20 protein-coding genes and 2 tRNA genes are annotated in these 22,664 nt (G+C 71.8%); 10 read left to right on the plus strand and 12 right to left on the minus strand.

The window, feature by feature from the left end; translation table 11 throughout:
• Positions 1-6 precede the first annotated feature (6 nt).
• Positions 7-1,635: a PucR family transcriptional regulator gene (locus LY12_RS03960; RefSeq protein WP_253853316.1), complete on the plus strand. Its 1,629-nt coding sequence runs from the start codon at positions 7-9 to the stop codon at positions 1,633-1,635.
• Positions 1,636-1,696: 61 nt separating this feature from the next.
• Here LY12_RS03960 and LY12_RS03965 read toward each other — a convergent pair whose 3' ends face one another.
• Positions 1,697-2,422 (minus strand): hypothetical protein, encoded by a 726-nt coding sequence (locus tag LY12_RS03965; protein WP_253853317.1) that lies wholly within the window; start codon positions 2,420-2,422, stop codon positions 1,697-1,699.
• A 134-nt stretch (positions 2,423-2,556) separates the two neighbouring features.
• Here LY12_RS03965 and LY12_RS03970 point away from each other — a divergent pair, with 134 nt between their 5' ends.
• Positions 2,557-3,918, plus strand: a complete 1,362-nt coding sequence (locus LY12_RS03970) for a dicarboxylate/amino acid:cation symporter (RefSeq protein ID WP_253853320.1) — start codon at positions 2,557-2,559, stop codon at positions 3,916-3,918.
• Positions 3,919-4,293: 375 nt separating this feature from the next.
• Here the strand turns inward: LY12_RS03970 and LY12_RS03975 are convergent.
• Positions 4,294-4,369 (minus strand) — tRNA-Lys (locus LY12_RS03975).
• 277 nt (positions 4,370-4,646) lie between these two features.
• Between LY12_RS03975 and LY12_RS03980 the strand changes: the two genes are divergently transcribed.
• Positions 4,647-5,855: a L,D-transpeptidase gene (locus LY12_RS03980; protein WP_253853322.1), complete on the plus strand. Its 1,209-nt coding sequence runs from the start codon at positions 4,647-4,649 to the stop codon at positions 5,853-5,855.
• 179 nt (positions 5,856-6,034) lie between these two features.
• On the opposite strand, the gene LY12_RS03985 is transcribed toward LY12_RS03980, so the two are convergent.
• The 4 genes from LY12_RS03985 to orn form a co-directional block, all read right to left on the minus strand.
• Positions 6,035-6,502 carry an SRPBCC family protein gene (locus tag LY12_RS03985; RefSeq protein ID WP_253853324.1) on the minus strand — a complete coding sequence of 156 codons (468 nt, stop codon included), beginning with the start codon at positions 6,500-6,502 and terminating at the stop codon, positions 6,035-6,037.
• The gene (locus LY12_RS03990; protein ID WP_308292062.1) at positions 6,499-6,852 is read right to left on the minus strand and encodes an ArsR/SmtB family transcription factor; all 354 of its coding nucleotides are present in this window, start codon (positions 6,850-6,852) and stop codon (positions 6,499-6,501) included. Before LY12_RS03990 ends, LY12_RS03985 begins: the two co-directional genes overlap by 4 nt.
• A gap of 216 nt (positions 6,853-7,068) precedes the next feature.
• Positions 7,069-7,144 (minus strand) — tRNA-His (locus LY12_RS03995).
• Between the two features lie 97 nt (positions 7,145-7,241).
• Complete coding sequence (gene orn / locus LY12_RS04000) at positions 7,242-7,844, minus strand: oligoribonuclease (protein WP_253853327.1); 603 nt, start codon at positions 7,842-7,844, stop codon at positions 7,242-7,244.
• A gap of 276 nt (positions 7,845-8,120) precedes the next feature.
• Here orn and LY12_RS04005 point away from each other — a divergent pair, with 276 nt between their 5' ends.
• The 4 genes from LY12_RS04005 to LY12_RS04020 all read left to right on the plus strand — a co-directional run bounded on the left by LY12_RS04005 (position 8,121) and on the right by LY12_RS04020 (position 13,483).
• On the plus strand, positions 8,121-9,275 hold the full coding sequence (locus LY12_RS04005) for a DNA-3-methyladenine glycosylase family protein (protein WP_253853328.1): 1,155 nt from the start codon (positions 8,121-8,123) through the stop codon (positions 9,273-9,275).
• A gap of 29 nt (positions 9,276-9,304) precedes the next feature.
• Positions 9,305-10,030 carry a M50 family metallopeptidase gene (locus tag LY12_RS04010; RefSeq protein WP_253853329.1) on the plus strand — a complete coding sequence of 242 codons (726 nt, stop codon included), beginning with the start codon at positions 9,305-9,307 and terminating at the stop codon, positions 10,028-10,030.
• A 138-nt stretch (positions 10,031-10,168) separates the two neighbouring features.
• Positions 10,169-11,410 (plus strand): aldehyde dehydrogenase family protein, encoded by a 1,242-nt coding sequence (locus LY12_RS04015; RefSeq protein WP_253853330.1) that lies wholly within the window; start codon positions 10,169-10,171, stop codon positions 11,408-11,410.
• 339 nt (positions 11,411-11,749) lie between these two features.
• Positions 11,750-13,483, plus strand: a complete 1,734-nt coding sequence (locus LY12_RS04020) for a DEAD/DEAH box helicase (RefSeq protein WP_372493476.1) — start codon at positions 11,750-11,752, stop codon at positions 13,481-13,483.
• A gap of 66 nt (positions 13,484-13,549) precedes the next feature.
• Here the strand turns inward: LY12_RS04020 and LY12_RS04025 are convergent, their stop codons facing one another.
• The 3 genes from LY12_RS04025 to LY12_RS04035 all read right to left on the minus strand — a co-directional run bounded on the left by LY12_RS04025 (position 13,550) and on the right by LY12_RS04035 (position 16,294).
• Positions 13,550-14,626 carry an adenylate/guanylate cyclase domain-containing protein gene (locus tag LY12_RS04025; protein WP_253853331.1) on the minus strand — a complete coding sequence of 359 codons (1,077 nt, stop codon included), beginning with the start codon at positions 14,624-14,626 and terminating at the stop codon, positions 13,550-13,552.
• A 6-nt stretch (positions 14,627-14,632) separates the two neighbouring features.
• Complete coding sequence (locus LY12_RS04030; RefSeq protein WP_253853332.1) at positions 14,633-15,082, minus strand: universal stress protein; 450 nt, start codon at positions 15,080-15,082, stop codon at positions 14,633-14,635.
• A gap of 90 nt (positions 15,083-15,172) precedes the next feature.
• Positions 15,173-16,294 carry a coiled-coil domain-containing protein gene (locus LY12_RS04035; RefSeq protein ID WP_253853333.1) on the minus strand — a complete coding sequence of 374 codons (1,122 nt, stop codon included), beginning with the start codon at positions 16,292-16,294 and terminating at the stop codon, positions 15,173-15,175.
• A 333-nt stretch (positions 16,295-16,627) separates the two neighbouring features.
• Here LY12_RS04035 and LY12_RS04040 point away from each other — a divergent pair, with 333 nt between their 5' ends.
• Positions 16,628-17,005 (plus strand): SPW repeat protein, encoded by a 378-nt coding sequence (locus tag LY12_RS04040; RefSeq protein ID WP_253854876.1) that lies wholly within the window; start codon positions 16,628-16,630, stop codon positions 17,003-17,005.
• Positions 17,006-17,072: 67 nt separating this feature from the next.
• Here the strand turns inward: LY12_RS04040 and mce are convergent, their stop codons facing one another.
• Positions 17,073-17,519, minus strand: a complete 447-nt coding sequence (mce, locus tag LY12_RS04045; RefSeq protein WP_253853335.1) for a methylmalonyl-CoA epimerase — start codon at positions 17,517-17,519, stop codon at positions 17,073-17,075.
• 192 nt (positions 17,520-17,711) lie between these two features.
• Between mce and LY12_RS04050 the strand changes: the two genes are divergently transcribed.
• Positions 17,712-18,896 (plus strand): acetyl-CoA C-acetyltransferase, encoded by a 1,185-nt coding sequence (locus tag LY12_RS04050; protein WP_253853337.1) that lies wholly within the window; start codon positions 17,712-17,714, stop codon positions 18,894-18,896.
• A gap of 105 nt (positions 18,897-19,001) precedes the next feature.
• On the opposite strand, the gene LY12_RS04055 is transcribed toward LY12_RS04050, so the two are convergent.
• Positions 19,002-19,931 (minus strand): LysR family transcriptional regulator, encoded by a 930-nt coding sequence (locus LY12_RS04055; RefSeq protein WP_253853338.1) that lies wholly within the window; start codon positions 19,929-19,931, stop codon positions 19,002-19,004.
• Between the two features lie 156 nt (positions 19,932-20,087).
• On the opposite strand from LY12_RS04055, the gene LY12_RS04060 reads away from it, so the two are divergent.
• A complete protein-coding gene (locus tag LY12_RS04060) occupies positions 20,088-21,485 on the plus strand; it encodes an MFS transporter (protein ID WP_253853339.1) in 1,398 nt (465 codons plus the stop codon).
• Here the strand turns inward: LY12_RS04060 and LY12_RS04065 are convergent.
• Positions 21,454-22,497, minus strand: coding sequence for a class I mannose-6-phosphate isomerase (locus LY12_RS04065; protein WP_253853340.1), 1,044 nt, complete (start codon positions 22,495-22,497; stop codon positions 21,454-21,456). The genes LY12_RS04060 and LY12_RS04065 overlap by 32 nt on opposite strands.
• Between the last annotated feature and the right edge of the window lie 167 nt (positions 22,498-22,664).

Below are 22,664 nucleotides of genomic sequence, written 5' to 3' on the forward strand. Positions count from 1 at the left end.
CATCGGATGGCGGACAGCGGGCGCGCGATCACGCTGCGCGAACTCGTCGACGCGCTCGACACCGCCGTGGTGGGCGGCGTCGTGGGTGATCCGTCCGTCGTGGTCTCGTCGGTGGCGCTCGTCGACGGCGCGGAGCTCGCCGACGGCGGACCAGCGGGGGAGAAGACCCCGGCGCCCGACCTGTGCGTGCACGTCGGGGTGCGTCACGACGAGGAGCTGGCGTACTTCGCCGCGCTCACCGGACGGCCCGTGAGCCTGCGCCCCCGCGCCGTGCTGTCGAAGACGTCGTCGCGGGAGGTGCACGAGGCGGCTCGCAACGCGGGCGTGGCGTTCGTCGAGGTGCATCCCCGGGCGCGCTGGGATCATGTCTTTCCGCGGGTGCAGGGCATGCTCGACCGCAGCCACCGGCATCCGGACGCGCCCGCGGACCCCGACCTGCTCGCCGCCGACACGGACCTGTTCGACCTGGCGCAGAGCGTCGCGCGCAACGCGGGCGGAATGGTGTCGATCGAGGATTCCGCCTCGCGGGTGCTGGCCCACTCGCCGTCCGACGAGACCGCCGACGAGCTGCGCACCCTGTCCATCCTCGGGCGGGAAGGCCCGCGCGACTACCTGCGGGTGCTGCACCGGTGGGGCGTGTACGACCGGCTGCGGACCGGTGACGAGGTCATCGACGTGCCCGAGCACACCGAGCTGGGAACGAAAAGGCGGCTGGTCGTCGGTATCCGTGAACCGGCCGACGACGGGGAGACCGGGCGGACGCTGGGTTCGATCTGGCTGCAGCAGGGTGAGCAGCCGTTCTCCTCGGACGCGGCCGACGTGCTGCGGGGCGCCGCGGCGATCGCGGCACGGATCATCGTGCGCACCCACAACGCACCGTCCACGGAGGAGCTGCTCATCCAGCGGCTGTTCGGACTGCACGGTGAGGGCGTGGACGTGCCGTCACTGGCGGGCGCGCTGAACCTGCCCTCGGCAGGTCCGGTCGCGGTGATCGGGTTCGCGGCCTCGGAACAGGGACGTCTCGCGCGTACGGGCAGCGTGCTGCGACTGCACGCGAGCGCGTTCCGCCGCGATTCGGTCACGACGATGCTCGGCGACCGCGCCTACGTCCTGCTGCCCGGGTACAGCTCGCAGCAGGCGGTCGCCGCGTGGGCGCGGCAGTTGGTCGGGACCCTCGAGGACACCCGTTCGGTGGTGCTGCGCGCGGCCATCGCGGGCGGGGTCGCCCGGCTCGGGGACGTCGCGGCTGCGCGTGCCGAGGTCGACCGGGTGCTGGACGGCACCGCCGACATCCCGCCGCAGGGGCGGGTGACGACGCTCGCCGAATCACGGACGGCGGTGCTGCTGGGCGAGATCCTTGACATGGTGGGCTCGCGGCCGGAGATGCACGATCCGCGGGTGGAGGCGCTGAGCGCGTACGACCAGCGGCACGGCGCGGAGCTGCGTGCGAGCGCCGCGGCGTTCCTGGCCTGTCATGGTGAGGTCCGCACCGCGGCCGAACGCGTACGGGTGCATCCGAACACGCTGCGGTATCGCCTGCGCCGCGTGGAGCAACTCACCGGCCTGGACCTGCGCGACCCCTCGGACCGGCTGTTGCTGGAACTCCAGCTCGCGGTGCGGTCTCGCCGCCGTTGACGGCGCCCGGCCGGGAGGCCGCGCCCGCCCCGGTCGGAGGTGTCACCGGCGCCGGCGGTGTTCAGTCGCCGGTGTACTCGGCGTGGCGGGACTGCAGCAGGGCGAGTACGGCCGCGGGCCGGCCGGCGAACCGTTCGGCCGGCAGTAAGGTCAGGCACGCGCCGTCGTGCCCGGTCACCACGATGTGATTGCGGTAGTGGCGCGGGAAGGTCCACCGCCTGCCCACGAACGTCCAGCCGCGGCCGATCGAGGCGACCTCGGACCACGGCGTCTCGACGTATCCACCCCCGTCGGGCACGGCGAGACCCCGACCGTTGACCAGGAGCGGAGCGGGCCTGCGGGCGCGCGGGTGGAAGGCCGCCACTGCGCCCGCAAGAGCGATGAGCCCGCCGATCACGAACATCACGGGCTCCGGCTCGCCGTCGCTCCGCCAGGACCCGACGGCCGCGACGACGAGCGTGGTTCCCAGCACCAGCGTCGCCAGTGCCGAGGACAGGCGGATGCCCCGGCGTGGGATCGCCGTCGCCGCGACGCCGCCGTGGGTGATCGGATACCCGGGTGCGCCGCCGCGGCGGCCGTTCGGCAACGCCAGCAGCACGAGGACGACACCGCACGCGGCGAGCAGGACGCGACCGCCCGCCGGTGCGTCGACCACGGGCAGCCCGGCGCAGACCACCATGGCGAGCCCGAACAGGCTGAGCAGTACCGGCACCATCAGGTTCGCGCGGGTGCGCCAGCCGCTGCCGTCCGGCCCGCGGCGGGCGAGTGGGGGTTCGGGCGTTGTCACACCCGGCATGGTCCCAGTCCCGGCCGTGTGGACAGGCCGCTACGGGTCCCACGATCTGGGACGTGGAAGACGGGGCGGGGCCGCCGTGTTGTCGATACCGGATCTATCGGCAACCACCGTCTCGGAGCGGCTTCGTGTCCTTGCTGCGCGTGTATACGAAACCCGCGGTCTTCGCGTCCGCGGTCATCGGTTCTCTTCTGCTCGGCGCCGGGCTGGGCGCGGTGGCTCGCGTCACCGGCACGACCTGGCTCGCCGAGGTGCTGGACCACGTCGGTTCGGTGTTCACCACCCTGCTGCAGATCGCGGTGGTGCCGCTGGTGTTCACCGCGATCATCGTCGGCATCAACAGCCTCCGCGGGCTCGGCGGCGGGCGTACCGCGGCCCGCCTCGGCGGGAAGACCGTCGCGTGGTTCGCCACGACGTCCCTGATCGCCGTGCTGATCGGGATCGGAGTCGGCCTGCTGTTCGACCCGGGTAGTAGTGGCCTCGGCGGGGCCGAGGCCACGGCGGAGAACGCCGAGAAGGCTGCCGGCAGCGTCGGGGAGTGGGGTTCGTGGACGGCGTTCCTCGACGGCATCGTGCCGGACAACTTCGTCGCCGCATTCGCCGAAGGCCAGACGCTCCAGGTGCTGTTCCTGGCTCTGGTGATCGGCGCCGCGGCCTACAGCCTGGGTGAGCGCGCCGCTCCGTTCGTCGACGTGGTCACGAGCGTGTTCGAGATCATCCAGCGGTACCTCGGCTGGATCGTGCGGCTGGCCCCGCTGGGCATCCTCGGCCTCATCGGTTCCGCCGTGGCCGAGTACGGCGATTCGCTGTTCCGGCCGCTGCTGTCGATGACGGTGGCCGTTTACGTCGGCAGCGGACTGGTCATGTTCGTCGTCTATCCGACGTTGCTCCGCGTCGTGGCGCGGGTGAGCCCGGGGCGCTTCTTCGGCAAGGCGTGGACGGCCATCCAGTTCGCATTCGTGTCGCAGTCGTCGGGTGCGACGCTGCCGTTGACGCGGCAGACGACGGTGAACCTGGGCGTGGACCCCGGCTACGCCGCGTTCGCCACCCCGCTCGCCAGTGCGACCAAAATGGACGGTTGTGCCGCGGTGTTCCCCGCCATCGGCGCGATCTTCATCGCCAACATCTCCGGAGTGTCGTTGAGCGCCGGACAGTATCTCGGCATCGTCGTGGTGGCGGTGTTCGGCGCGCTCGCGACGGCGGGCACCACGGGCTGGCTCACCGCGCTCACGCTCACCGGCACGGTCATCGGGCTCGACCCGGCGCAGGTCGCCACGGGCATCGCGCTGATCTACTCGGTGAACCCGATCATGGACATGATGCGCACGGCGACGAACGTCGCGGGTCAGATCGCGGTACCGACCGTGGTCGCACGAACCGAGGGACTGCTCGACGACGAGGTGCTCCGCGCCCCGAGTGCGCCACCGCTGTTGACGGACACCGGTGCCAGGGCGAGCGAGGAGAACGCCAAGGCGGGCGCCACCGTCTGACACGCCGACCGGCAGGCGGTCGGTCGGCCTTCAGCGGTCGGCTCCTGCCGGGCCCGCGTGGCGCGGACCGGAGTAGATGTCACGGAGCGAGGCGCGCGTTTCCACGGTGTGGATCGCGCGCCTCGCTGTTGTGGCCGGTGTCGTGACGGTGTGAGTGGTCCGAACCACAAGGAGGACGCACGCGTGCGGCGGGTGGTGTTCGTCCCGGACCGTTCCGGTGGGAGTGAACAGCGGGCCGCACGGTCGAGGTGAAGAAGCGTCACGGGAGAGGCGCGGAGAAGAGCGTCTGCAACGAAGAGATGCCCACCACAAACGGCATCGAGAACAAAAGAGGCATACACAGAAGAAGAGCCCCAGGCCGATGGCCTGGGGCTGTGGTGCGCCGTCAGGGACTCGAACCCCGAACCCGCTGGTTAAGAGCCAGCTGCTCTGCCTATTGAGCTAACGGCGCGTCACACGAATGGAAACTCGGCCGTTCCGGCCTGCTCGGCTCGGCGTCCGCCGTCTCCCTTGCGACGGGAAAAAGATTAGCACGGTGTGTACCGGCCCCGAACGGCCCCCCTCCGTTCCGTATCGCCCCACGTCGGCGCCGGGTGTCGAGGAGATGGCAACGAATCGGGGTGTGTGCGCGTCTCACTCGTATTACCGCCGCCCGCTATACGGCCTGTGATCCGGCAGACTGGCGGCATTCGCACGAAGGAATGACAACGTCAACTGAAAGGTTGTCGATGGGGCGTTGGGGGATGGCCGCACCCGGCAGCTGGGCGCGGCTGGCAACGATCATGGCCGTCGGGGGTGTGCTCGCGGCGGGCTGCACGTCGACGGGGCAGGAGCGTGGCACGGGCGGCGATGGGGGTGGGCCCGCGGACACGACGCGGCCGCCGCAGCCGGCCGAGCTGGACCTGTCGGTGAAGCAGGGCGCCGGCGACGTCGCCCCCGGGCGCGGGTTCACGGCCACGGTGCAGCACGGCACGATCACCGAGGCCTCCCTGGTGGGCGAGGACGGCACCGTCGTCGACGGCGCGATGACCCTGCAGGACACCGCGTGGCGGGCGTCCGAGGCGCTCGGGTACGGCAAGACCTACACGTTGGAGGCGACCGCCGAGGGTGACGACGGCGAGACCGTCACGGAGAAGGCGACGTTCACGACGGTCGTGCCGCAGGGGCAGGCCGAGGTGTATCTCAACGTGCAGGAGGGTCAGCAGGTCGGCGTCGGTATGCCCCTGGCGTTCACGTTCAGCACCGACGTGCCCGATCGTGAGCTCGCCGAGCGGGCGCTGCGAATCCGCAGCGACAACGACACCGAGGGTGCGTTCCGCTGGCGTAACGACTCCGAGGTGACGTGGCGGCCGAAGGAGCACTGGCAGCCGGGCACGAAGGTGACCGTCGACGCGGCGATCTACGGCAAGCCGCTCGGCGGCGGCATGTACGGCGCGGGGGATCGGAAGGTCTCGTTCGAGGTCGGCCGCAAGGTCACCGCGATCGCCGACGGGAAGTCGCACCACATGTCCGTGTTCGTCGACGGCGAACGGGTCCGGCGCATGCCGATCTCGATGGGTAAGCCGTCCTCGCCCACACCGGACGGCACGTACACCGTGATGAGCGAGCACAACGGGTACACGATGGATTCCAGTACCTACGGCGTGCCGACCGACAGCGGCGACGGCTACCGGCTGTGGGTCGAATACGCCACGCGGATGTCGTACTCGGGCATCTTCTACCACTCGGCGCCGTGGTCGGTCGGGCAACAGGGCAACACCAACACCAGTCACGGGTGCATCAACCTGGCTCCCGACGACGCCGCGTGGTTGATGAAGAACTCGAAGCCGGGTGACGTGATCACGGTGCGCAACTCCGGCGGGCAGCCCCTCGACTGGACCGACGGCTGGAGCGTCTGGCAGCTGTCGTGGGACGAGTGGACCTCGGAGGAGGCCTGAGGAGCCTGCCCCGCCTCCGCGCGGACGGGCGACGTGGAACGCCCCCGGGGAGTGTGTCCCTGGGCGCCCGGCCGCGGGACACACGGTGGCTCCGGTCTCCGTGTGGTCGTCCGGGTCTCCGCCGGGCTCGCGGGCCCCGGGCTCGCGGGCCCCGGGGTTGCGATTTCCGGGGTGCTCGTTCAGTCGAGCAGCGCCGCGTACCGCCGCAGATACAGCGGCCAGCCGCCGTCACTGCCGACGCCGCCCGCGACGGCCTCCCAGCCCGGGCCGTGCCGGTCGATGTACCGGTGTTCCAGTTCGAGTCGGGTTCGCTCGGTGTCTCGGCCACGAACCGGATCTCCACCTCGCTGGCGTTCTCCGGGTGGGTCTCCAGTTGCCGTGTCGGGCCGATGTCCCAGCTGAACACCACCCGGTTCGGCGGCTCGTACGCGAGCACGCGTGCCCACCGGCATTCGCTGCCGTCCTCGGCGCGGTCGTAGATGTGCCCGCCCACGCGCGGCTCGAAGACCGTCTCGGTGATCGGTGAGCAGGTCGTGCTCCTTCGGCTTGACGTCGCCGAACCGCTCGGTGAAGGTGCCGAAGGCCTTGTCGAGGGGTGCCTCGACGACGATCTGCTGCCGCACCACCGAGGTCTGTGCCTGCGTCATTCTTCCTCCTCGAACTGATTTTCTGCGCCGGCCGTGGCGTGACCGCCCCGGCCGGCGGCGATGTCCTGGTATCCGGTGAGGGCCCTGCTCCAGAACGTCTCCAGCTGGTCCCGCAGGGCTGCCACTCCGGCCGGGTTGAGCCGGTAGATCCGTCTCGTTCCCGCGGTGCGCTCCGCGACCAGGTCGGCGTTCTTCAGCACCTTCAGGTGCTGGGAGACGGCCGGCCTGCTGACCGGTAGCTCGTCGGCGAGTTCCCCGACAGCCAGCTCCTTCCCTGCCAGGCAGGCCATGATCGCCCGCCGGGTGGGGTCGCCGATCGCTTCCCACACGTCCGATCCGTAAGTCTCCACGAACGGTAAGTCTAGGCTTACGTTATGCGGGGCGCAATCTGTGCGCGGAGGCGGTGTGCGCGGAGGCGGCGTCGCAAGGGCGGTGTGGCCGGCGGCCCCGGTTCGCTACAGACCGTCGCTCGTGTGGGGTCCGGGCGAGTCCGGGGTCCACGGAGACAAAAAAGAACCCCGGAGGGAGTGCCTCCGGGGTTGGTAACCGCGTGTATTGCAGTTGCGTGGGGTGAATGACGGGGCTCGAACCCGCGACCTCCTGGACCACAACCAGGTGCTCTACCAGCTGAGCTACATCCACCATGCGAGCCGCTGAGCGGCTCGGCTGACATATCGTAGCGCACCGCCTCCGCCCGGTTTCGGGGAGGTCCACCACCGGTGGTCGGGGCGCCGAGCGGTCACGACGTCGCGGTGGTCTTCTCGGCTGCGGCGCGTGCTTCGTCGCTGCTCGGCCCGGGGTGGGGTACGAACGCCGTGGCGCGATAGTAGCGCAGTTCGGCGATCGACTCCTTGATGTCGGCCAGTGCGCGGTGGGCGAGGCCCTTCTCCGGCTTCGCGTAGTACACCCGCGGGTACCAGCGGCGAACGAGTTCCTTGACCGACGACACGTCCACCATGCGGTAGTGCAGGTGGGCGTCGAGCGCCGGCATGTCGCGCGCGATGTAGCCGCGGTCGGTGCCGATCGAGTTGCCGGCCAGGGGAGCGGTCTGCGCCTCGGGCACGTACCGCTTGATGTGGTCGAGCACCTGTTGTTCGGCGTCGGCGAGGGCGATCGTCGAGCGGCGGACCTCGTCGGTCAGCCCCGACTTCTCATGCATCTCGGCCACGACGTCCGGCATGTTCGCCAGTGCCTCGTCGTCGGCGTGGATGACGAGGTCGAGGCCGTCGTCGAGCACGTTGAGGTCGGCGTCGGTGATGAGTACGGCGATCTCGATCAGTGCGTCGGTCGCGAGATCGAGTCCCGTCATTTCGCAGTCGATCCAGACTAGACGGTCAGTCACCCGGCCACACTAACGCGCGGCCCGCGGTGTGGTGCGCAGTGCCGTGCGCCGTGCCGCTCGCCGTCGTGTCAGCGGTCCGGGTGGCGCCGGACGGGAGGCGTGTCATTGAGGCGGGCCGTGGCGCGAGTGGACCCTTCGCGACGTCCGGAGGCGAACGCACGTCGACACTCGCGTCACGCGCCCCGGAAAACCCCGCCTTCCGGGGAATCGGCGCTGTCGCTCCGGAATTCATCGATCTAGCGTTCGAATCACTCCTGAAACGACGGCGAGGCCCGGATGCCCGGGCGGGAACTGGGGGACGCGATGGGGTTCGGCTGGAACGGAGCCGGCAACGGGGAAACCGGCCGGGTGGGGCTCGGCAGTGTGCGCACGGGTCCGGGGTGGCGGCCCGCCGCGGTCTCCGACGGGCCCGGTCCGGCCGTGACGACACGGCTCGAACCGGCCGGCCGGGACGACATCGCCCTGACGGCGTCCGGCAGCGCCGCGCACGCGGTCGCCCCCGCCGTCGGTCGTGACCTGTGGGGCGCCGACGAGCTGCGGCTGGCGTTCCTCCTGGACGGTGTCTGGCGCGCGGTCGGGGTGCACGTGCGGCGCCGATCGCCCGCGATGCTGGAGCTGCAGGTCACCGGTGCAGCCACGGGTGAGGGCGCTACCGATGATGGGGCTGCCGATGATGGGGCTGCCGACCAGGGGGCTGCCGGTGCCGTGTCGCAGGCCGACGCGGACCGGGCGGTGTCACAGGCCCGCCGCATACTCTCGTTGGACTGCGACGGCGCGGCGTTCGCTGCCCGGGCCCGCGGTGACGGCGTACTCGACGGACTCCGGAAGGCCTCCCCGGGGACGCGGCCGATCCTGTTCGGGTCGCCCTACGAGGCCGCGTGCTGGGCCGTGGTCTGCCAGGGACTGCGGACGCCGCAGGCGGTCGCCATGTATGCGCGGGTGGTCACGCGGTACGGGCGGGTCGTTCCCGTCGGAGGCCGCCGCCGGGCGGTCGTCGCACCGCCCTCGGAGCTGCGGGCGGTCTCGCCAGCGACGAGATTGTCGGTGGGCAAGCGCGAGCGCCTGGCGATCGTCGCCGATGCTGCGGCGTCCGGCCTGCTCGATGCGACGGCACTGCGGGCGATGGATCCCGGCGAGGCCGTCGAGCTCGTCCGGCAGCTCCCCGGGATAGGGCCGCTGTCCGCCGAGCTGATCGTGGCCCGCGGGGCGGGGCACCCCGATGTGTTTCCCGCGCACGACCGGTGGCTGCTGGCGGCGATGCGCGACCTCTACGACCGGCCGCCCGCCGAGGTGGCCGAGCAGTGGCGGCCGTACCGGAGTTGGGCGAGCTTCGTGATCAGGTCTGCCGTGATGCTCCGGGATGGGGGACTCCGGGGCGGGGAGAGCCGGGACGCGGTGCTCCGGGACGTTCGTGGCGGGGTGTCACCATGATCCGACAGCCGTTGTGGTGAGCTGGCGCCGTGCAGGACCGTATCGACGACATCACCCGGGCGTTCGACCTGGACGCCACCACTGCGGGCACCATCATTCTGATCAGCGGCGTGGCCGCCCTGATCGTGGTGATCTCCGGGACGCCGTGGCGGTTGGCGCGCAACGTGCTGACGATCGTCCACGAGGCCGGCCACGCGCTCGCGGCACTCGTGGTGGGCAGGCGGTTGCAGGGAATTCGGCTGCATTCGGACACCTCCGGAGTGACGGTCTCGCGGGGCCGTCCCGAAGGGCCCGGCATGGTGCTCACGTCCCTGGCGGGCTATCCGGCGCCAGCACTGCTCGGGCTGCTGTTCTCGTGGCTGGTGTGGGCCGAGCAGCTCTCGGCGGTCCTGGGCGTCACCGCGGTGCTGCTGCTCGGCGTGCTGATCCTCATCCGCAACGCCTACGGGGTCTTCTCCGTGCTGGTCTCGGCGGCGGTGCTGGGTGCCGTGGCGTGGTTCGCCCCGCCCGGGGTGCAGGCCGTGTTCGTGTACGTCGTGACGTGGTTCCTGATCCTCGGTGGGGTTCGGCCGCTGTTCGAGCTGCAGAGCAAGCGCCGTCGCGGCGCCGCCCGCGATTCGGACATCGACCAGCTGGCCCGGCTCACCGGGCTGCCTGCGGCGCTGTGGCTGCTCGTGCTCGGAGTCCTGATCGGAGGATGTGCCGTCGTGGGCGGGATGTTGCTCGTCGACCCGGCCGTCGGCGGGCCGCTGTAGCGCCTTGAGCAGGTGCCCGACCCGGGACCGGCCGTGGGCGCGCACCGGCCGTGGGGCACACTGAGAAGTCGACACCGTGACGATGACGGTGCGGACGACTGCGGGCCGACGGCCCGCGAGCGGGGAAGGGCTCTGGCTGTGACGGACGAGGTCGCCAAGGCTGTCGAGGAGTGCGCGCGGGTGGCGAAGCACGCGGCGCCGTCGTTGGCGACCGCGCCGGACGAGGCGATCGACGCCGCTCTGACCGCGATGGCCGACCGTCTCGTCGAGCACCGTGCCGACATCCTCGCCGCCAACGACGCCGACGTGACCCGTGCGCGCGCCGAGGGCATGAGCGCGGGTCTGCTCGACCGGCTCACCATCACCGAGGACCGCCTGACCGGAATGGCCGACCAGCTCCGCCTGCTCGCGGGCGCACCGCACCAGCAGCGTTCGGTCGACGTGTCGGCGCTCGACGGCGGGCTGAAGCTCGTCGAGCGGCGCAGGCCGGTCGGCGTCATCGGCGCCAACTACGAGGCACGGCCCAACGTGACGGTCGACGTGGCGTCGCAGCTGGTCAAGTCGCGCAACGCGGGTGTCCTGCGCACCGGCTCGGCCGCGCTCGGCTCGGCCCAGCGGTTGATCGAGACCGTCGTCGCTCCCGCCCTGACCGCGGCCGGTATCGACGCCGGTGTCGTCCAGCTGGTTCCGCGCACCGAACGGGACGCCGCGGCGGCGCTCGTGCGCCTGCCGGATCTCGTGCCGCTGGTCATCCTGCGCGGCAGCGGTGAGACCACCCGCGCGCTCGCGGCCGAGGGCGCACAGTGCGGCGTGCGCACGCTCGCGCACGCCGACGGCGGCGGCGTGCTGTACGTCGACGAGGCGGCCGACGCCGGCACGGTGGCCGCTCTCGTCGGTGGCAGCCTCGACCGGCTCGGCGTCTGCAACCGGCTCAACCTGCTGCTGGTCCACTCCGCGGTCTACGACCGCCTGTGGCCGGTCATCTCCGAGGCCCTCGCCGGCCGCGGGGTGACCCCGTCGCTGCCGCCGCACGAGCACGCGATCGGCTACGAGTGGGCACTCGACTCGGACCGTGAGGCCACGGTCACCGTGTCCACCGTCGACGGCCTCACCGAGGCCGTGGCGATCGCCAACGAACAGACCTCCGGCCTCGCGGCGGGTATCGCCACCGAGGACGCCGCCGCGGCCGAGGCCTTCTTCGACGCATATCAGGGCACCGGCGTGTTCTGGAACGCCCCGACCCGGCTGCTCGACGGCTTCAAGCTGCTCGGCGTGCCGGAGACCGGCATCAACCTGGACCGCGTGCCCGGTCCGCGTGGCCCGGTCACCTACACCGACCTGTACGTCCGCCAGTACGCCGTTCTCCCGGCGTCGCGGTGAACGCACCCCCACCGCCGCAGCACCTGTGGCCGGTGGTCACCTCTGTCGGGGATGTCACGGCCGTGGCGTCGCCGCACATTCCCCGGATCAGGAAGGTCCACCAACGTGAACGACTCCGCCACCGGCGACAGCACCGATAGCGCCACCGGCGCCGCGGCCACGCCGGACGACAACGACACCGCCGGCGACCCCAACGCCGCACATTCCCACGCTGCCGCCGAGCAGACCGACGCCGACACGGCCGATGCTGACACCGCGGACGCAACCGACGGCGCGGACGCAACCGACGTCGCCGACACGGCCGCCGCCGACACCGACACCACGGACGCAACCGACGGCGTGGACGCAGCCGACGTCGCCGACACCGGGAAATCCGGGGAGGACGACGAGGCGGGCGTGACGTTCGCCGATCTGGACCTGCGTCCGGAACTGCTCAGCGCGCTGTCCGCGCTCGGCTACGAGGAGCCGACCCCCATCCAGCGGGAAGCGATCCCGCCGATGCTGGCCGGGCGTGACCTCGTCGGACAGGCTGCGACGGGCACCGGCAAGACCGCGGCGTTCGCGTTGCCGATCCTGCAGCGCATCACCGGTCACGGCAAGGGAACCGGACCCAAGGCACTCGTGCTCACGCCGACCCGTGAACTCGCCGTGCAGGTGTCCGAGGCGCTGCACCGCTACGGCAACGAGCTGGGCACCCGCGTGCTGCCGATCTACGGTGGCCAGCCCATCGGCAGGCAGCTGAAGGCGCTCGAACGCGGGGTCGACGTCGTGATCGCGACGCCGGGCCGGGCGCTGGACCACCTGTCGCGGGGAACACTGTCGCTGGGCGAGCTGACCATGGCGGTGCTCGACGAGGCCGACGAGATGCTCGACATGGGCTTCGCCGAGGACATCGACGCGATCTTCGCGGAAATGCCCGCGCAGCGGCAGACCATGCTGTTCTCCGCGACCATGCCGCCGCGCATCAACGGCCTCGTCAAGCGGTTCCTGACCGACCCGGCGCACATCAGCGTCGGCAGGGAACGCACCGCGGGCGGTGCCGAATCGCCGATCACGCAGACCGCCTACGTCGTGCCGCGCGGGCACAAGCCCGCGGCGCTGGGCCGCGTACTGGACGTCGAATCGCCGGCCGCGGCGATCGTGTTCTGCCGCACCCGCGACGAGGTGGACACCCTCACCGAGACCCTCAACGGCCGGGGATACCGGGCCGAACCGCTGCACGGCGGCATGAACCAGCTGCAGCGTGACCGGGTCGTCGAACGGCTCCGCGGATCGAGCGCCGACCTGGTCGTCGCCACCGACGTCGCGGCGCGCGGGCTCGACATCGATCAGCTCACGCACGTCGTCAACTACAACGTGCCGAGTGCGCCCGAGTCGTACACACACCGGATCGGCCGCGTCGGCCGTGCCGGCCGCGAAGGCACGGCCATCACGCTGGCCGAGCCGCGGGAACACCGCATGCTCAAGACCATCGAGCGCGTCACCGGCCACAAGATCGCCGTCAAGAAGCTGCCGACGATCGCGGATCTGCGCGCGCAGCGACTCGAACAGACCCGCTCCTCGCTCACCGAGGCGCTGCAGGACACCGCGGACCTCGACCGGTTCCGCTCGGTCGTCGAGCCGCTCGCCGACGAGTACGACGTCGTCGAGATCGCGCTCGCCGCGGTCAAGCTGGCGCACGAAGCCGGCGGCTCGATCACCGAGGAGGAAGAGATTCCCGAGGTGAAGGCGTGGCCGCCGGCGGACGGCAAACGCGGGGCCAAGCGCGAGGCCGGCCAGGGCGGCGGTCCCGGAGGCAAGCAGAAGGGCGCTCGCGCCGTGGGCCCCGGTATGACACGCCTGTTCGTCGGCGTCGGCCGCACGTCGGGCGTCCGGCCGCAGGATCTCGTCGGCGCGATCGCGGGCGAGTCGCGACTGCGGGGCCGCGACATCGGCGCGATCGACATCGCCGACCGGTTCTCGCTCGTCGATGTGCCCTCCGGCGCGGCCGACGACGTGATCGCCGCGCTGAAGGGCGCGAGCATCAAGGGCCGCAAGGCCACGGTGCGCCGCGAGCGGTACCAGAAGAAGTAGCGCGACCCGGCCGAACGGCGGGGCCGGTGATTCGCCACCGGCCCCGCGGTCACCGTGTAGCCGGCGTCAGTCGCCGCGGTCCGTGCGGCCGTCGGGATCGGCGTCGCGATCGGTGTCGGTGCGGTTGAGCCCCAGCAGGTCGGCCGCGAGCTGCTGGCCGCTCGACACCCGCCTGGTCGTACCCGCGCGCCGCAGCACTCCGGGGCGGAGGCGGCTGTAGCCCCGCACCGAGGTGACGCGGCGGGACCGCACGTCGTACTCGTCGAGCGTGCCCATTTCGCGGCCGAGTTCGCGGTCCACCAGGACCGTGCCCGGCCTGGCGAGCGACGTCAGCCTGCTCGCCAGGTTCACCACGGAGCCGTACACGTCGCCGAACCGGCTCAGCACGCGGCCCGCCGCCATGCCGACCCGCACGTGCGGCAGGTCCTCGTCGTCGCCTGCGCGTTCGGCCAGGGTGAGGGCGATCTCGGCGGCATCGGCGGGCTGGTCGCAGACGAACAGCACCTCGTCGCCGATCATCTTCACGATCCGGCCGCGGCGGTCGGCGATGATGTCGGAGGCGAGTGCTTCGAAGCGTTCCAGCACGGCGCTCAGCTCGGCCTCGTCGACCCGGCGGGTCATCCGCGTGTAGCCGACCATGTCGGCGAAGCCGACGATCTCGGTACGCGACTCCGGTTCCTCGTCGGCACCGGTGAGCAGGCGCGCCGAGTACGCGGCCAGGTGCCGCCGCCAGACGAAGTTCTGCACCCGCTCCAGCTCCGGCAGCACGCTTTCGACGAGTTTGCCGATGCGGCGTTCGTCGCCCGCCAGCTTCGGGTTGTCGGCCACCAGCGACCACAACAGGTCGGCCTGCCATTCGGCGAGCCGTGACAGGTGCAGACCCACGGCACGGGCCACCGACGTCTCGAGTTCCTCGTCGAGCAGCCCCGCCGTCACCAGCCGGTCGACGATGCGCACGGCTTCGACGTCGGCGTCGGTGAACACGGTCTCGTCGTCGGCGGCGGTCGCCAGGCCCAGGGCACGCCACAGCCGTTTCGTCCGCTCCGGAGGAACGCCGGCCTTGTCCGCGACCTGCTGTCGCGTGTATTTCCGCTTGCCGTCGAGGAGGATGCGCTCCAGCCGGCGCGCGAGCGCCTCGTCCACGGGGGCCTAGGTGGTGTGCACGATCAGCACGTCGACGCCGGATTTCCGCGCCACCTCGGACGGCACCGAACCGAGGATGCGGCCGGCGAGCGTGTTCAGCCCGCGGTTGCCGACGACGAGCAGGTCGGCGCGACGCTCCTGGGCGGTGCTGCGGAGCGCGTCCACCGGTTCGCCCTTCACGGCCACCGTCTCGATGTCACGGGCGCCTGCCTTCAGGGCGCGGTCCCGCGCCGACTGCAGCGTGTCCTCGGCGGGCGCCGAGCCGACCACCTGGTAGGCCTCGTCGCCCAGTTCGTCCTGGGCGCGGAGCACCTCGTCCTTGCCGGCAGGGAAATAGGCACACACGATCACGACGGTGGCGCCGGCGTCCGCCGCGACGGCGGCGGCCCGGTCCACGGCGGCGTAGGACGAATCGGAGCCGTCCGTGCCCACGACGACAGTCTGGTAAGCGGCCATGCTTCTCGCATCCTCCAGCGGGCTCGGTGAACCTCGGTGGTACTGCAGGCCGAACAGTAGCCGGTCGCCGTACCGGGGGCTACACCGTACCTACTCGCGAGTCGCTTCCGTGCCCGACGTACCGGCCGACGCACCGGCGTGCGCCTTCTGGCCGTTGCGTTTGGCCAGCGAGGAGTCCGAGCCGGACTGTGTGCCCTCCATGGCGGCGTCCACCTCGGCGAGCATCGATTTCGCCGACAGGACCTGGTCCGACACCTTGTGCCGCAGCGTGCGCAGTGCTTCGACCTTGCCCTTGGCGTCGGCGACGCGCCGCTTGGCGATCTCGGTCGCCTCGTGGACCCGGCGGTTGGCCTCCTCGGTGGCCTCGCGCACCCGCCGATTGGCCTCGTCGGTCGCCTCCGCCACGCGGGCGTTGGCCTCGCTGATCGAGTTCTGCTTGCGCCGGTTCGCGTCCTCCACGGACTCGCGCTGCCGCCGCTCGATGTCGGACTTCGCCTCGGCCTGCTCCTCGGCGACCTCGGCGCGGATCCCGGTGGCCTCCTCGGTGGCCTCGCGCACCCGGCGCTCGGCTTCGGCCTTGCTCGCGGCCTCCTGCTCGGCGAGCTCGCGCATCGCTTCGGTGCGGCGCGTGGCCATCGCGATCTCGAAGTCCTCCTCGACCTTGGTGCGGCGCTGCTCGGCCTCGGTGTCGAGGCGGTCGCGCTCGTCCTTGGCCTTGGTGAGGATCGATTCGGCCTCGGCCCGCGCGTCCGCGATGACCTTGCGGTGCTCGGCCTCCATCTCGCGGCGCCGCTCGGCCAGCTCGGTCAGCAGTTGTTCGTACCGGGCGCGCATCGCGCTGGCGTCGGCCTCGGCCTTGGCGCGGATGTGGCCCGCCTCGGCCTCGGCGCGCGCCTGCGTGTCGGCGGCCTCCTCCTGCGCGAGCCGCAGCATGCGCTGGAGCCGTTCCGAGAGTCCCTCGATCGTCGTCGGCGGCTGCGCGAGCCGGTCGACCTGGCCCCGCAGGTCGTCGATCTCGACGCGGGCCGACTCGAGTTGTTTCGCCAGATCGCCGGCTTGGGAGATCGCCGCGTCGCGGTCGGAGGTGAGCATCCGCAGGTCGGCGTCCAGCCGTTCCAGATGCTCATCCACCTGTGCCCGGCTGTAGCCGCGCTTCTCGAAGTCGAAGCCGGCCCCCAGCGGCACGAGATCCCGTTCGTCGCCAAGGCTCATGTCCCCACCCTAACCGCACGCGTGATCGCCACGCCGCCGAATGCGCCCGTGGTGTCGCAGTGCTTCACACGGGGTTCACAGCCGGGTCGGGGCCCGCATGTCGAGCAGTCACCGATTCCGCCGTGCGCTGGGAAAACGGTGACGTCCGGACCAACGTCGGCGGCATTGACCGCCGGCATCCGGAGGCGCATGCTGATGACTAGGGGCCGCCGTCGTCACCACCTCGTCCGGCAGGCGCGCACCAGCTCACCTGCCGGCGCGTGGTCGGCGGTCGACCCCGGCGGCGGTCACATCGTGTGCCCGCCGTGGGCCGACCTCCAGGAGGTGATCACGATGGCCGGATCGTCGACTCATCCGGCACGTCCGTGGACCCGACCGCACGACTGGGCCGAAGTGGTTCTCGGTGCGGTACTGGCCCTGTCTCCGCTCTGGTTCAGTACCGATACCGGGGCAGCGTGGACCATGTCCGTACTCGGCGCGCTCATCGCCATCGACGGGCTCGTCTCACTGGCCATGCCCGGCATGATCGTCGGCGAGGGAATCCAGGTGGTACTCGGTGCGCTGGCGTTCGTGTCCCCGTGGGTGATGGGCTACACGGCCTTCACCGGCGCGGCGTGGACGTCCTGGATCATCGGCGGGCTGACCGTGCTCATCGGCGCGGCAGCGGTGCCGGTGGCCAGCGCGGCACATCGGATGGCGGGTCAGCACTAGCGGCCGGAACTGTCGCTCACGGCGTTCCCGGCGACGCCGTGAGCGCAGCGGCCCGCCCGCGCCCGGATCAGGCGGGCTCGACCAGTTCCACGAGCACGCCGCCCGCGTCCTTGGGGTGCACGAAGTTGACGCTGCTGCCCGCGGTCCCGCGTTTGGCCTCGGGGTAGAGCATCCGCAAGCCCTTGTCGCGCAACGCTTGTGCGGCGGCCTCGACGTCGGTGACCCGGTAGGCGAGCTGCTGCAGCCCCGGCCCCTTGGAGTCGAGGAACTTCGCGATCGTCGAGTCCTCTCGAAGCGGGGCGAGCAGTTGCACCGCGGTCCCGCCCTCGTCACCAGGAGCGTGCAGCATCGCCTCGCGCACGCCCTGTTCCTCGTTGACCTCCACGTGGGTCGCTTCGAGGCCGAAGCTGTCACGGTAGAACGCGATCGCCTCGTCCAGGTCGGCGACGGCGACGCCGACGTGGTCGATCGTCGTGATGTACGGCGCCATCGCCGCGGTTGCCTGCTGCTGCATACGCGCAGGATAGGGCCGTCGACGCGGCCGTTGGGGTGCGCTTGTTCACACCGTGGGTTGTGCCGCCGCGGCGCCGGTTCCGGCCCCGGCAGCCGGTATCGTTCCCGGTAACAATGTCGTTGGTGCGCCGTGCCACGCGAGGCGCGGGCGAGCCGGCGCCGGGAAGCATCGTCAACGCTTGGAGGAAGACACGTGTCCGGTTCCGTGATCCTGGGGGCGGCCCGCACGCCGATCGGGCGGTTGCTCGGTTCGTTGAAGGACTTCTCGGGAGCCCAGCTCGGCGGTGTCGCCATCAAGGCCGCGCTCGAACAGGCGGGCGTTGCGCCGGAGAAGGTGCAGTACACGATCATGGGCCAGGTGCTGACCGCGGGCGCCGGCCAGATCCCGGCGCGGCAGGCCGCCGTCGACGCCGGCATCCCGATGGACGTGCCCGCGCTGTCGATCAACAAGGTGTGCCTGTCCGGACTCGACGCGATCGCGCTCGCCGACCAGCTCGTGCGGGCGGGCGAGTTCGACCTCGTCGTGGCGGGTGGCCAGGAGTCGATGACCCAGGCGCCGCACCTGCTGCCGAAGTCGCGCTCGGGCTTCAAGTACGGCGACACGACGCTCGTCGACCACATGGCCTTCGACGGCCTGCACTGCGCGTTCGACCAGGTCGCGATGGGGGCGTCGACGGAGAAGTACAACACCCGCCACGGTCTGACCCGCGAGCAGCAGGACGAGTTCGCCGCACGGTCGCACCAGCGCGCGGCGAAGGCGATCGCCGACGGCGCCTTCGCCGCCGAACTGGCTCCCGTCGAGGTGCCGCAACGCAAGGGCGACCCGGTCGTGTTCGACACCGACGAAGGCGTGCGGGGCGACACCACGGCGGAGTCGCTGGGAACACTGCGCCCGGCGTTCGCCGCCGACGGCACGATCACGGCGGGTACGGCCTCGCAGATCTCCGACGGTGCCGCCGCGGTCGTCGTGGCGAGCCCCGCGATGGCCGAGCAGCTGGGCCTGACCCCGCTGGCCGAGATCGGTGCACACGGCGTCGTCGCAGGCCCCGACGCCAGCCTGCACGAACAGCCGTCGAACGCCGTGAACGCGGCCCTGCGCAAGGCCGGGCTCGACGCCTCGGCGCTGGACCTGGTGGAGATCAACGAGGCGTTCGCAGCCGTCGGCCTGGTCTCGACCGACAAGCTCGGCGTCGACCCGGAGATCGTGAACGTCAACGGCGGCGCGATCGCGCTCGGTCATCCCATCGGCGCCTCCGGCGCGCGGCTGGCCGTGCACCTGGTGCACGAGCTGCGCCGCCGCGGTGGTGGACTCGGTGCGGCCTCGCTGTGCGGTGGCGGGGGACAGGGCGACGCGTTGCTGCTGAACGTGCCCGCGTAGTCGGCCCACCCAGCACGTCCGGCGCCGGTGAGCCCCGCGGCTCCCGGCGCCGACGTGTGTCCGGGACCGGTGCCGGCCGCGGCCGGTCGTCGTGGTCACGGCCGGTCAGCGCGGTTGCGGGGCCTCCGTGGGCAGCAACTGTGCGGCGACCTCGTTGATCTCGTCGAGCGCCTCGGTGACGAGCGGGTGGCTCGCGTGGCCGCTGCGGGTCGCGGCGATCACCCGGCGTGCGGGTGCGGGATCGCCGGACAGCGGGACGCGGGCCACGGGACGGTCGTCGTGCAACCGCGCCAGCCGGGGCACCAGGATCACGCCGAGCCGCCGGGCGACGAGCGCCGCCCCGGTGTCCCATTCGTCGGCGTAGTGCGCGATGTTCGGGGAGAAACCCGCCGCGGTGCATGCCGTGCGCACCAGGTCGTGGTAAGCGGTGCCGGGCCGGCCGACGATCCACTCCTGTTCGGCCGCGTCGGCCAGTGTGACCCGGCGGCGCGCGGTGAACGGGTGGTCCGCGGGCACGACCAGGTCGAGCGGATCGTCCAGCAGCGGTTGCTGGTGGAACCGGTCGTCACCGGTCGGCGGCGTGTGCGCCGTGTTGATCACCAGGGCCAGATCCGCGTCGCCTGCCAGGAGCAGATCGAAACACCGTCCTGGCTCGGCCTCGATGACGCGCATGCGCACATGGGGGTGCCGATCGCGCAGGGTCGCCGCGACCGGGGGAAGCAGGTGGGTGGCCGACGTCGAGAAGCCGCACACGGTGAACGGTCCGCTGGGTTCACCGGAGAGCGTCGCGAGCTCGGCGTAGGCACGTTCGGCCTGCGCGGACAGCACGTCGACGTGCCGCAGCACGGTGCGCGCCGCCGTGGTCAGCCGGATTCCGCGGCCCTGCGTCTCGAGCAGCGGGACGCCGAGTTCCTCGGAGAGCTGGCGCAGCTGGTAGGAGACCGCCGACGGCGTGTAGTGCGAGGCCGCCGCGGCGGCGGTGACGGTGCCGTGCCGGGCGACGAGTTGGAGCACCCGCAACTTCGGATCGATCATGCAGTCATTTTGCACGATAAAGATGACAATCGTTTGATTCTCCTCAAGAAAGTATTTCGGCATCATGGCCGTGTGCTGCTGATGGAACGTCTCGCGTCCCCTCGTCCTGCCCCACGCCTCACGTCACCGGCGAGCACCGGTGCCTACGTATTGGTCGTGCTGACTTTCGGTGCCTACCTGCCGAGCACGCTGTACCCGGCGTACCAGCAGGCCTTCGGTATCGACGATCTGACGATGACCGTGGTGTACGCGACGTTCGCCCTGGTCAGTGCTCCGGCGCTGCTGCTGTTCGGGCAGGCGACCGATGCGCTCGGCGCCCGCCCGGTGCTGCGCGGGGCGCTGCTCGTCGCGGCGGCCGGTTCGGCGTGTTTCGTGTTCGCCACCGACACCACCTGGCTGCTGGTGGGCCGTGGGGCCCAGGGGCTCGCACTGGGCGCGGCGACGGCGGCAGCGAGCGCGCTGACGTCGCTCCACGGCGGCAGGCGGGTCGCCCCCGCGGCGCTGGCCGGCATCGCGTTCGTGGGCGGCACCGCCGCGGGACCGGTCGTCGGCGGGCTGCTCGCGCGGTACGCGCCCGCCCCGGAAACGTTGCCGTTCGCTCTCCACCTCGGACTGCTGGCGATCGGGTGGCGCCTCGTGTCGGGGCTCGGCGGCACCGCCCCCGGGATGACCGTGGCGGCCGGTGTTCCGGGCCTCGCGGGGTGGCGCCCCACGAAACCGGCGATCCCGCGTGGCATGCGCCGGGTGTTCGCCTCGGCGGCGGCCGCGGGGTTCGTCGCGTGGACGGTGGCCGGGCTGTTCCTGGCGATCATTCCGACGCTGCTCGACCGTGCGGGGCAGTCGAACCCGGCGGTGACGGGCGCGATCCTCGGCCTGGTGCTGGTGTGTTCCGTGGCGACCCAGCCGCTCGTGGGCAGGTTGCATGACCGGCGAGCACAGGTCCTCGGGCTCGCGGCACTGTTGACGAGCCTGGCGCTGCTGGCGGTCACGGCGGGTGGATCGACAGTGGTGACCCTCGTCGCCGCGGTGATCGCCGGCGCGGGGCACGGCCTGGCGTACGGCGGTGCGTCGGCGGCCGTCGACGCTGTCGCGCCCGTCGTCCGCAAGGGGGCGATCACCGGTGCGCTGCATGTCGCGTTCTACCTCGGCTCCGGGGCGCCCGCCGTCGTGGTCGGGCTGATCACCCTCGGGCATCCGCTCACCACGGCGACGACCTGGGTCACGGCCGCTGCGGCGGCGCTGGTGCCACTGGTCGCGGTGGCGGTCGTCACCTTCCAGCGACCGGCGTACCCCGTCCACCGGCCGCGCGTGTGGTGGCCGGGCGGCCGGTGGCGCGGCGGCGGTATCCGCAGGGCGGCCGCGCCGTCCCGGACTGCTGACGGTGTGCCGTCGCGGGAACGCCGGATCCGGCACGTGGTCGCGCATCCGGGCAGAGGACCGGCGTTCCTGCGCCCACGCACCCGGCCGGCCGAACGTCGGCGCCGCCGCGCACGCGGCCCGAGCGTCCGGCGGACCCGGCCGGTCAGGCGGGCGGGCGGCAGCGGAGGACGGTGACGTCGCCGGACAGCTCCACCGTGCCCGCCCCGTAGGGCACGACGACGGTGTCACCCCGCGCGATCGGCGTCTCGCCGTGCTGGGAGGCCAGGGTCCCCGCGCCGTCGAGCGCCACGAGCACGGCGAACCCCGGCGTGAGCGTGAGCGTGCCGGCAGGCGCAATGTGGGGGAGCAGGCGCTCGGCGCGGAAGAAACCGTCGGCGAGCGGGGCGAGCAGTTCGGCCGCCGCAGGGTCGGCGGCTTCGCCGTCGGCAGGTTCGCCGCCGCGCCGGATGAGCGAGGTCAGTCGCTGCTCGTCCCAGCCGGAGGTGTCGAGAACCTGCAACGCCGTGTCGAAACCGAGCCCCAGGTGGCCCTGCTCGGGTGAGCCGAGGAAGTCACGCCACTCCATGGTGAGCGAGAAGTCGGTGGGCTGCTGGAGCTCGACGACGAACACGCCCGCGCCGATCGCGTGCGGCAGGCCCGCCGGGATCACGACCGTGTCGCCCGGTGCGACCGGGACGGCGTTGAGCGCCGCCAGCATCGACGGTGCGTCCTGGTCGCGCACCCAGTCGCGGACCGTCGCGGCGGCGAGTGTCTCGCGGAATCCGGTGTAGACGGTCGGATCGTCGCCGGTGGTTCCGACGACGATCCACGCCTCGGTCTTGCCGAAGTGCGAGTCGAAGTGCGCGCGGGCGAACCGGTCGTCGGGGTGGAAGTGGACGGGCAGCCGCTGGCCGGCGTCGAGCAGTTTCACCAGCAGCGCGGTCGAATCGCCGAACCGCCGCAGGTGCGGGTCGCCGAGCCAGCCCCGTGGATCCGCGGTGACGGCGTCGGCCAGCCACCGGCCGTCGGGCAGGCGCGTCAGCCCGTCGGGACCGCCCGTGAACCGCGTGGTCGTCGAGGCGATCCAGTCCTCGGGGCCGTAGTCGCGGGCCTCGTCGCCGCGCAGCGCGGCGATGGCGGCCCCGCCGCGGTAGAACTGCGGCGGCTGGTTGGCGGGCAGGACGATCGGTTCGAGTGGCTCCGGCACGGCTCCGCACTGTAGGCCACGCGCGGGGCGCACGGGACTCCCGCACGCCACGGGCGCGGCCTGGTCCGGGCTTCGCGCCGCCGCGGTCCGGTGTCCGTAGGGTGACCGGCCGTAGGGCGGCCGGCCCCACGGCTGACGACGCCACAGGCCGACCGGCCCGACCGATT

The organism is Prauserella alba, assembly GCF_024171735.1.
Classification (GTDB): Bacteria; Actinomycetota; Actinomycetes; order Mycobacteriales; family Pseudonocardiaceae; genus Prauserella; species Prauserella alba.

Excerpts from the sequence above, each read along its gene's own strand:
- LY12_RS03960 (WP_253853316.1), top strand. The coding sequence starts at position 7 with ATGGCGGACAGCGGGCGCGCGATCACGCTGCGCGAACTCGTCGACGCG.
- LY12_RS03980 (WP_253853322.1), top strand. The coding sequence starts at position 4,647 with ATGGGGCGTTGGGGGATGGCCGCACCCGGCAGCTGGGCGCGGCTGGCA.
- LY12_RS03985 (WP_253853324.1), bottom strand. The coding sequence starts at position 6,502 with ATGACGCAGGCACAGACCTCGGTGGTGCGGCAGCAGATCGTCGTCGAG.
- LY12_RS04005 (WP_253853328.1), top strand. The coding sequence starts at position 8,121 with ATGCCCGGGCGGGAACTGGGGGACGCGATGGGGTTCGGCTGGAACGGA.
- LY12_RS04030 (WP_253853332.1), bottom strand. The coding sequence starts at position 15,082 with ATGGCCGCTTACCAGACTGTCGTCGTGGGCACGGACGGCTCCGATTCG.
- LY12_RS04035 (WP_253853333.1), bottom strand. The coding sequence starts at position 16,294 with ATGAGCCTTGGCGACGAACGGGATCTCGTGCCGCTGGGGGCCGGCTTC.
- LY12_RS04040 (WP_253854876.1), top strand. The coding sequence starts at position 16,628 with ATGGCCGGATCGTCGACTCATCCGGCACGTCCGTGGACCCGACCGCAC.
- mce (WP_253853335.1), bottom strand. The coding sequence starts at position 17,519 with ATGCAGCAGCAGGCAACCGCGGCGATGGCGCCGTACATCACGACGATC.
- LY12_RS04055 (WP_253853338.1), bottom strand. The coding sequence starts at position 19,931 with ATGATCGATCCGAAGTTGCGGGTGCTCCAACTCGTCGCCCGGCACGGC.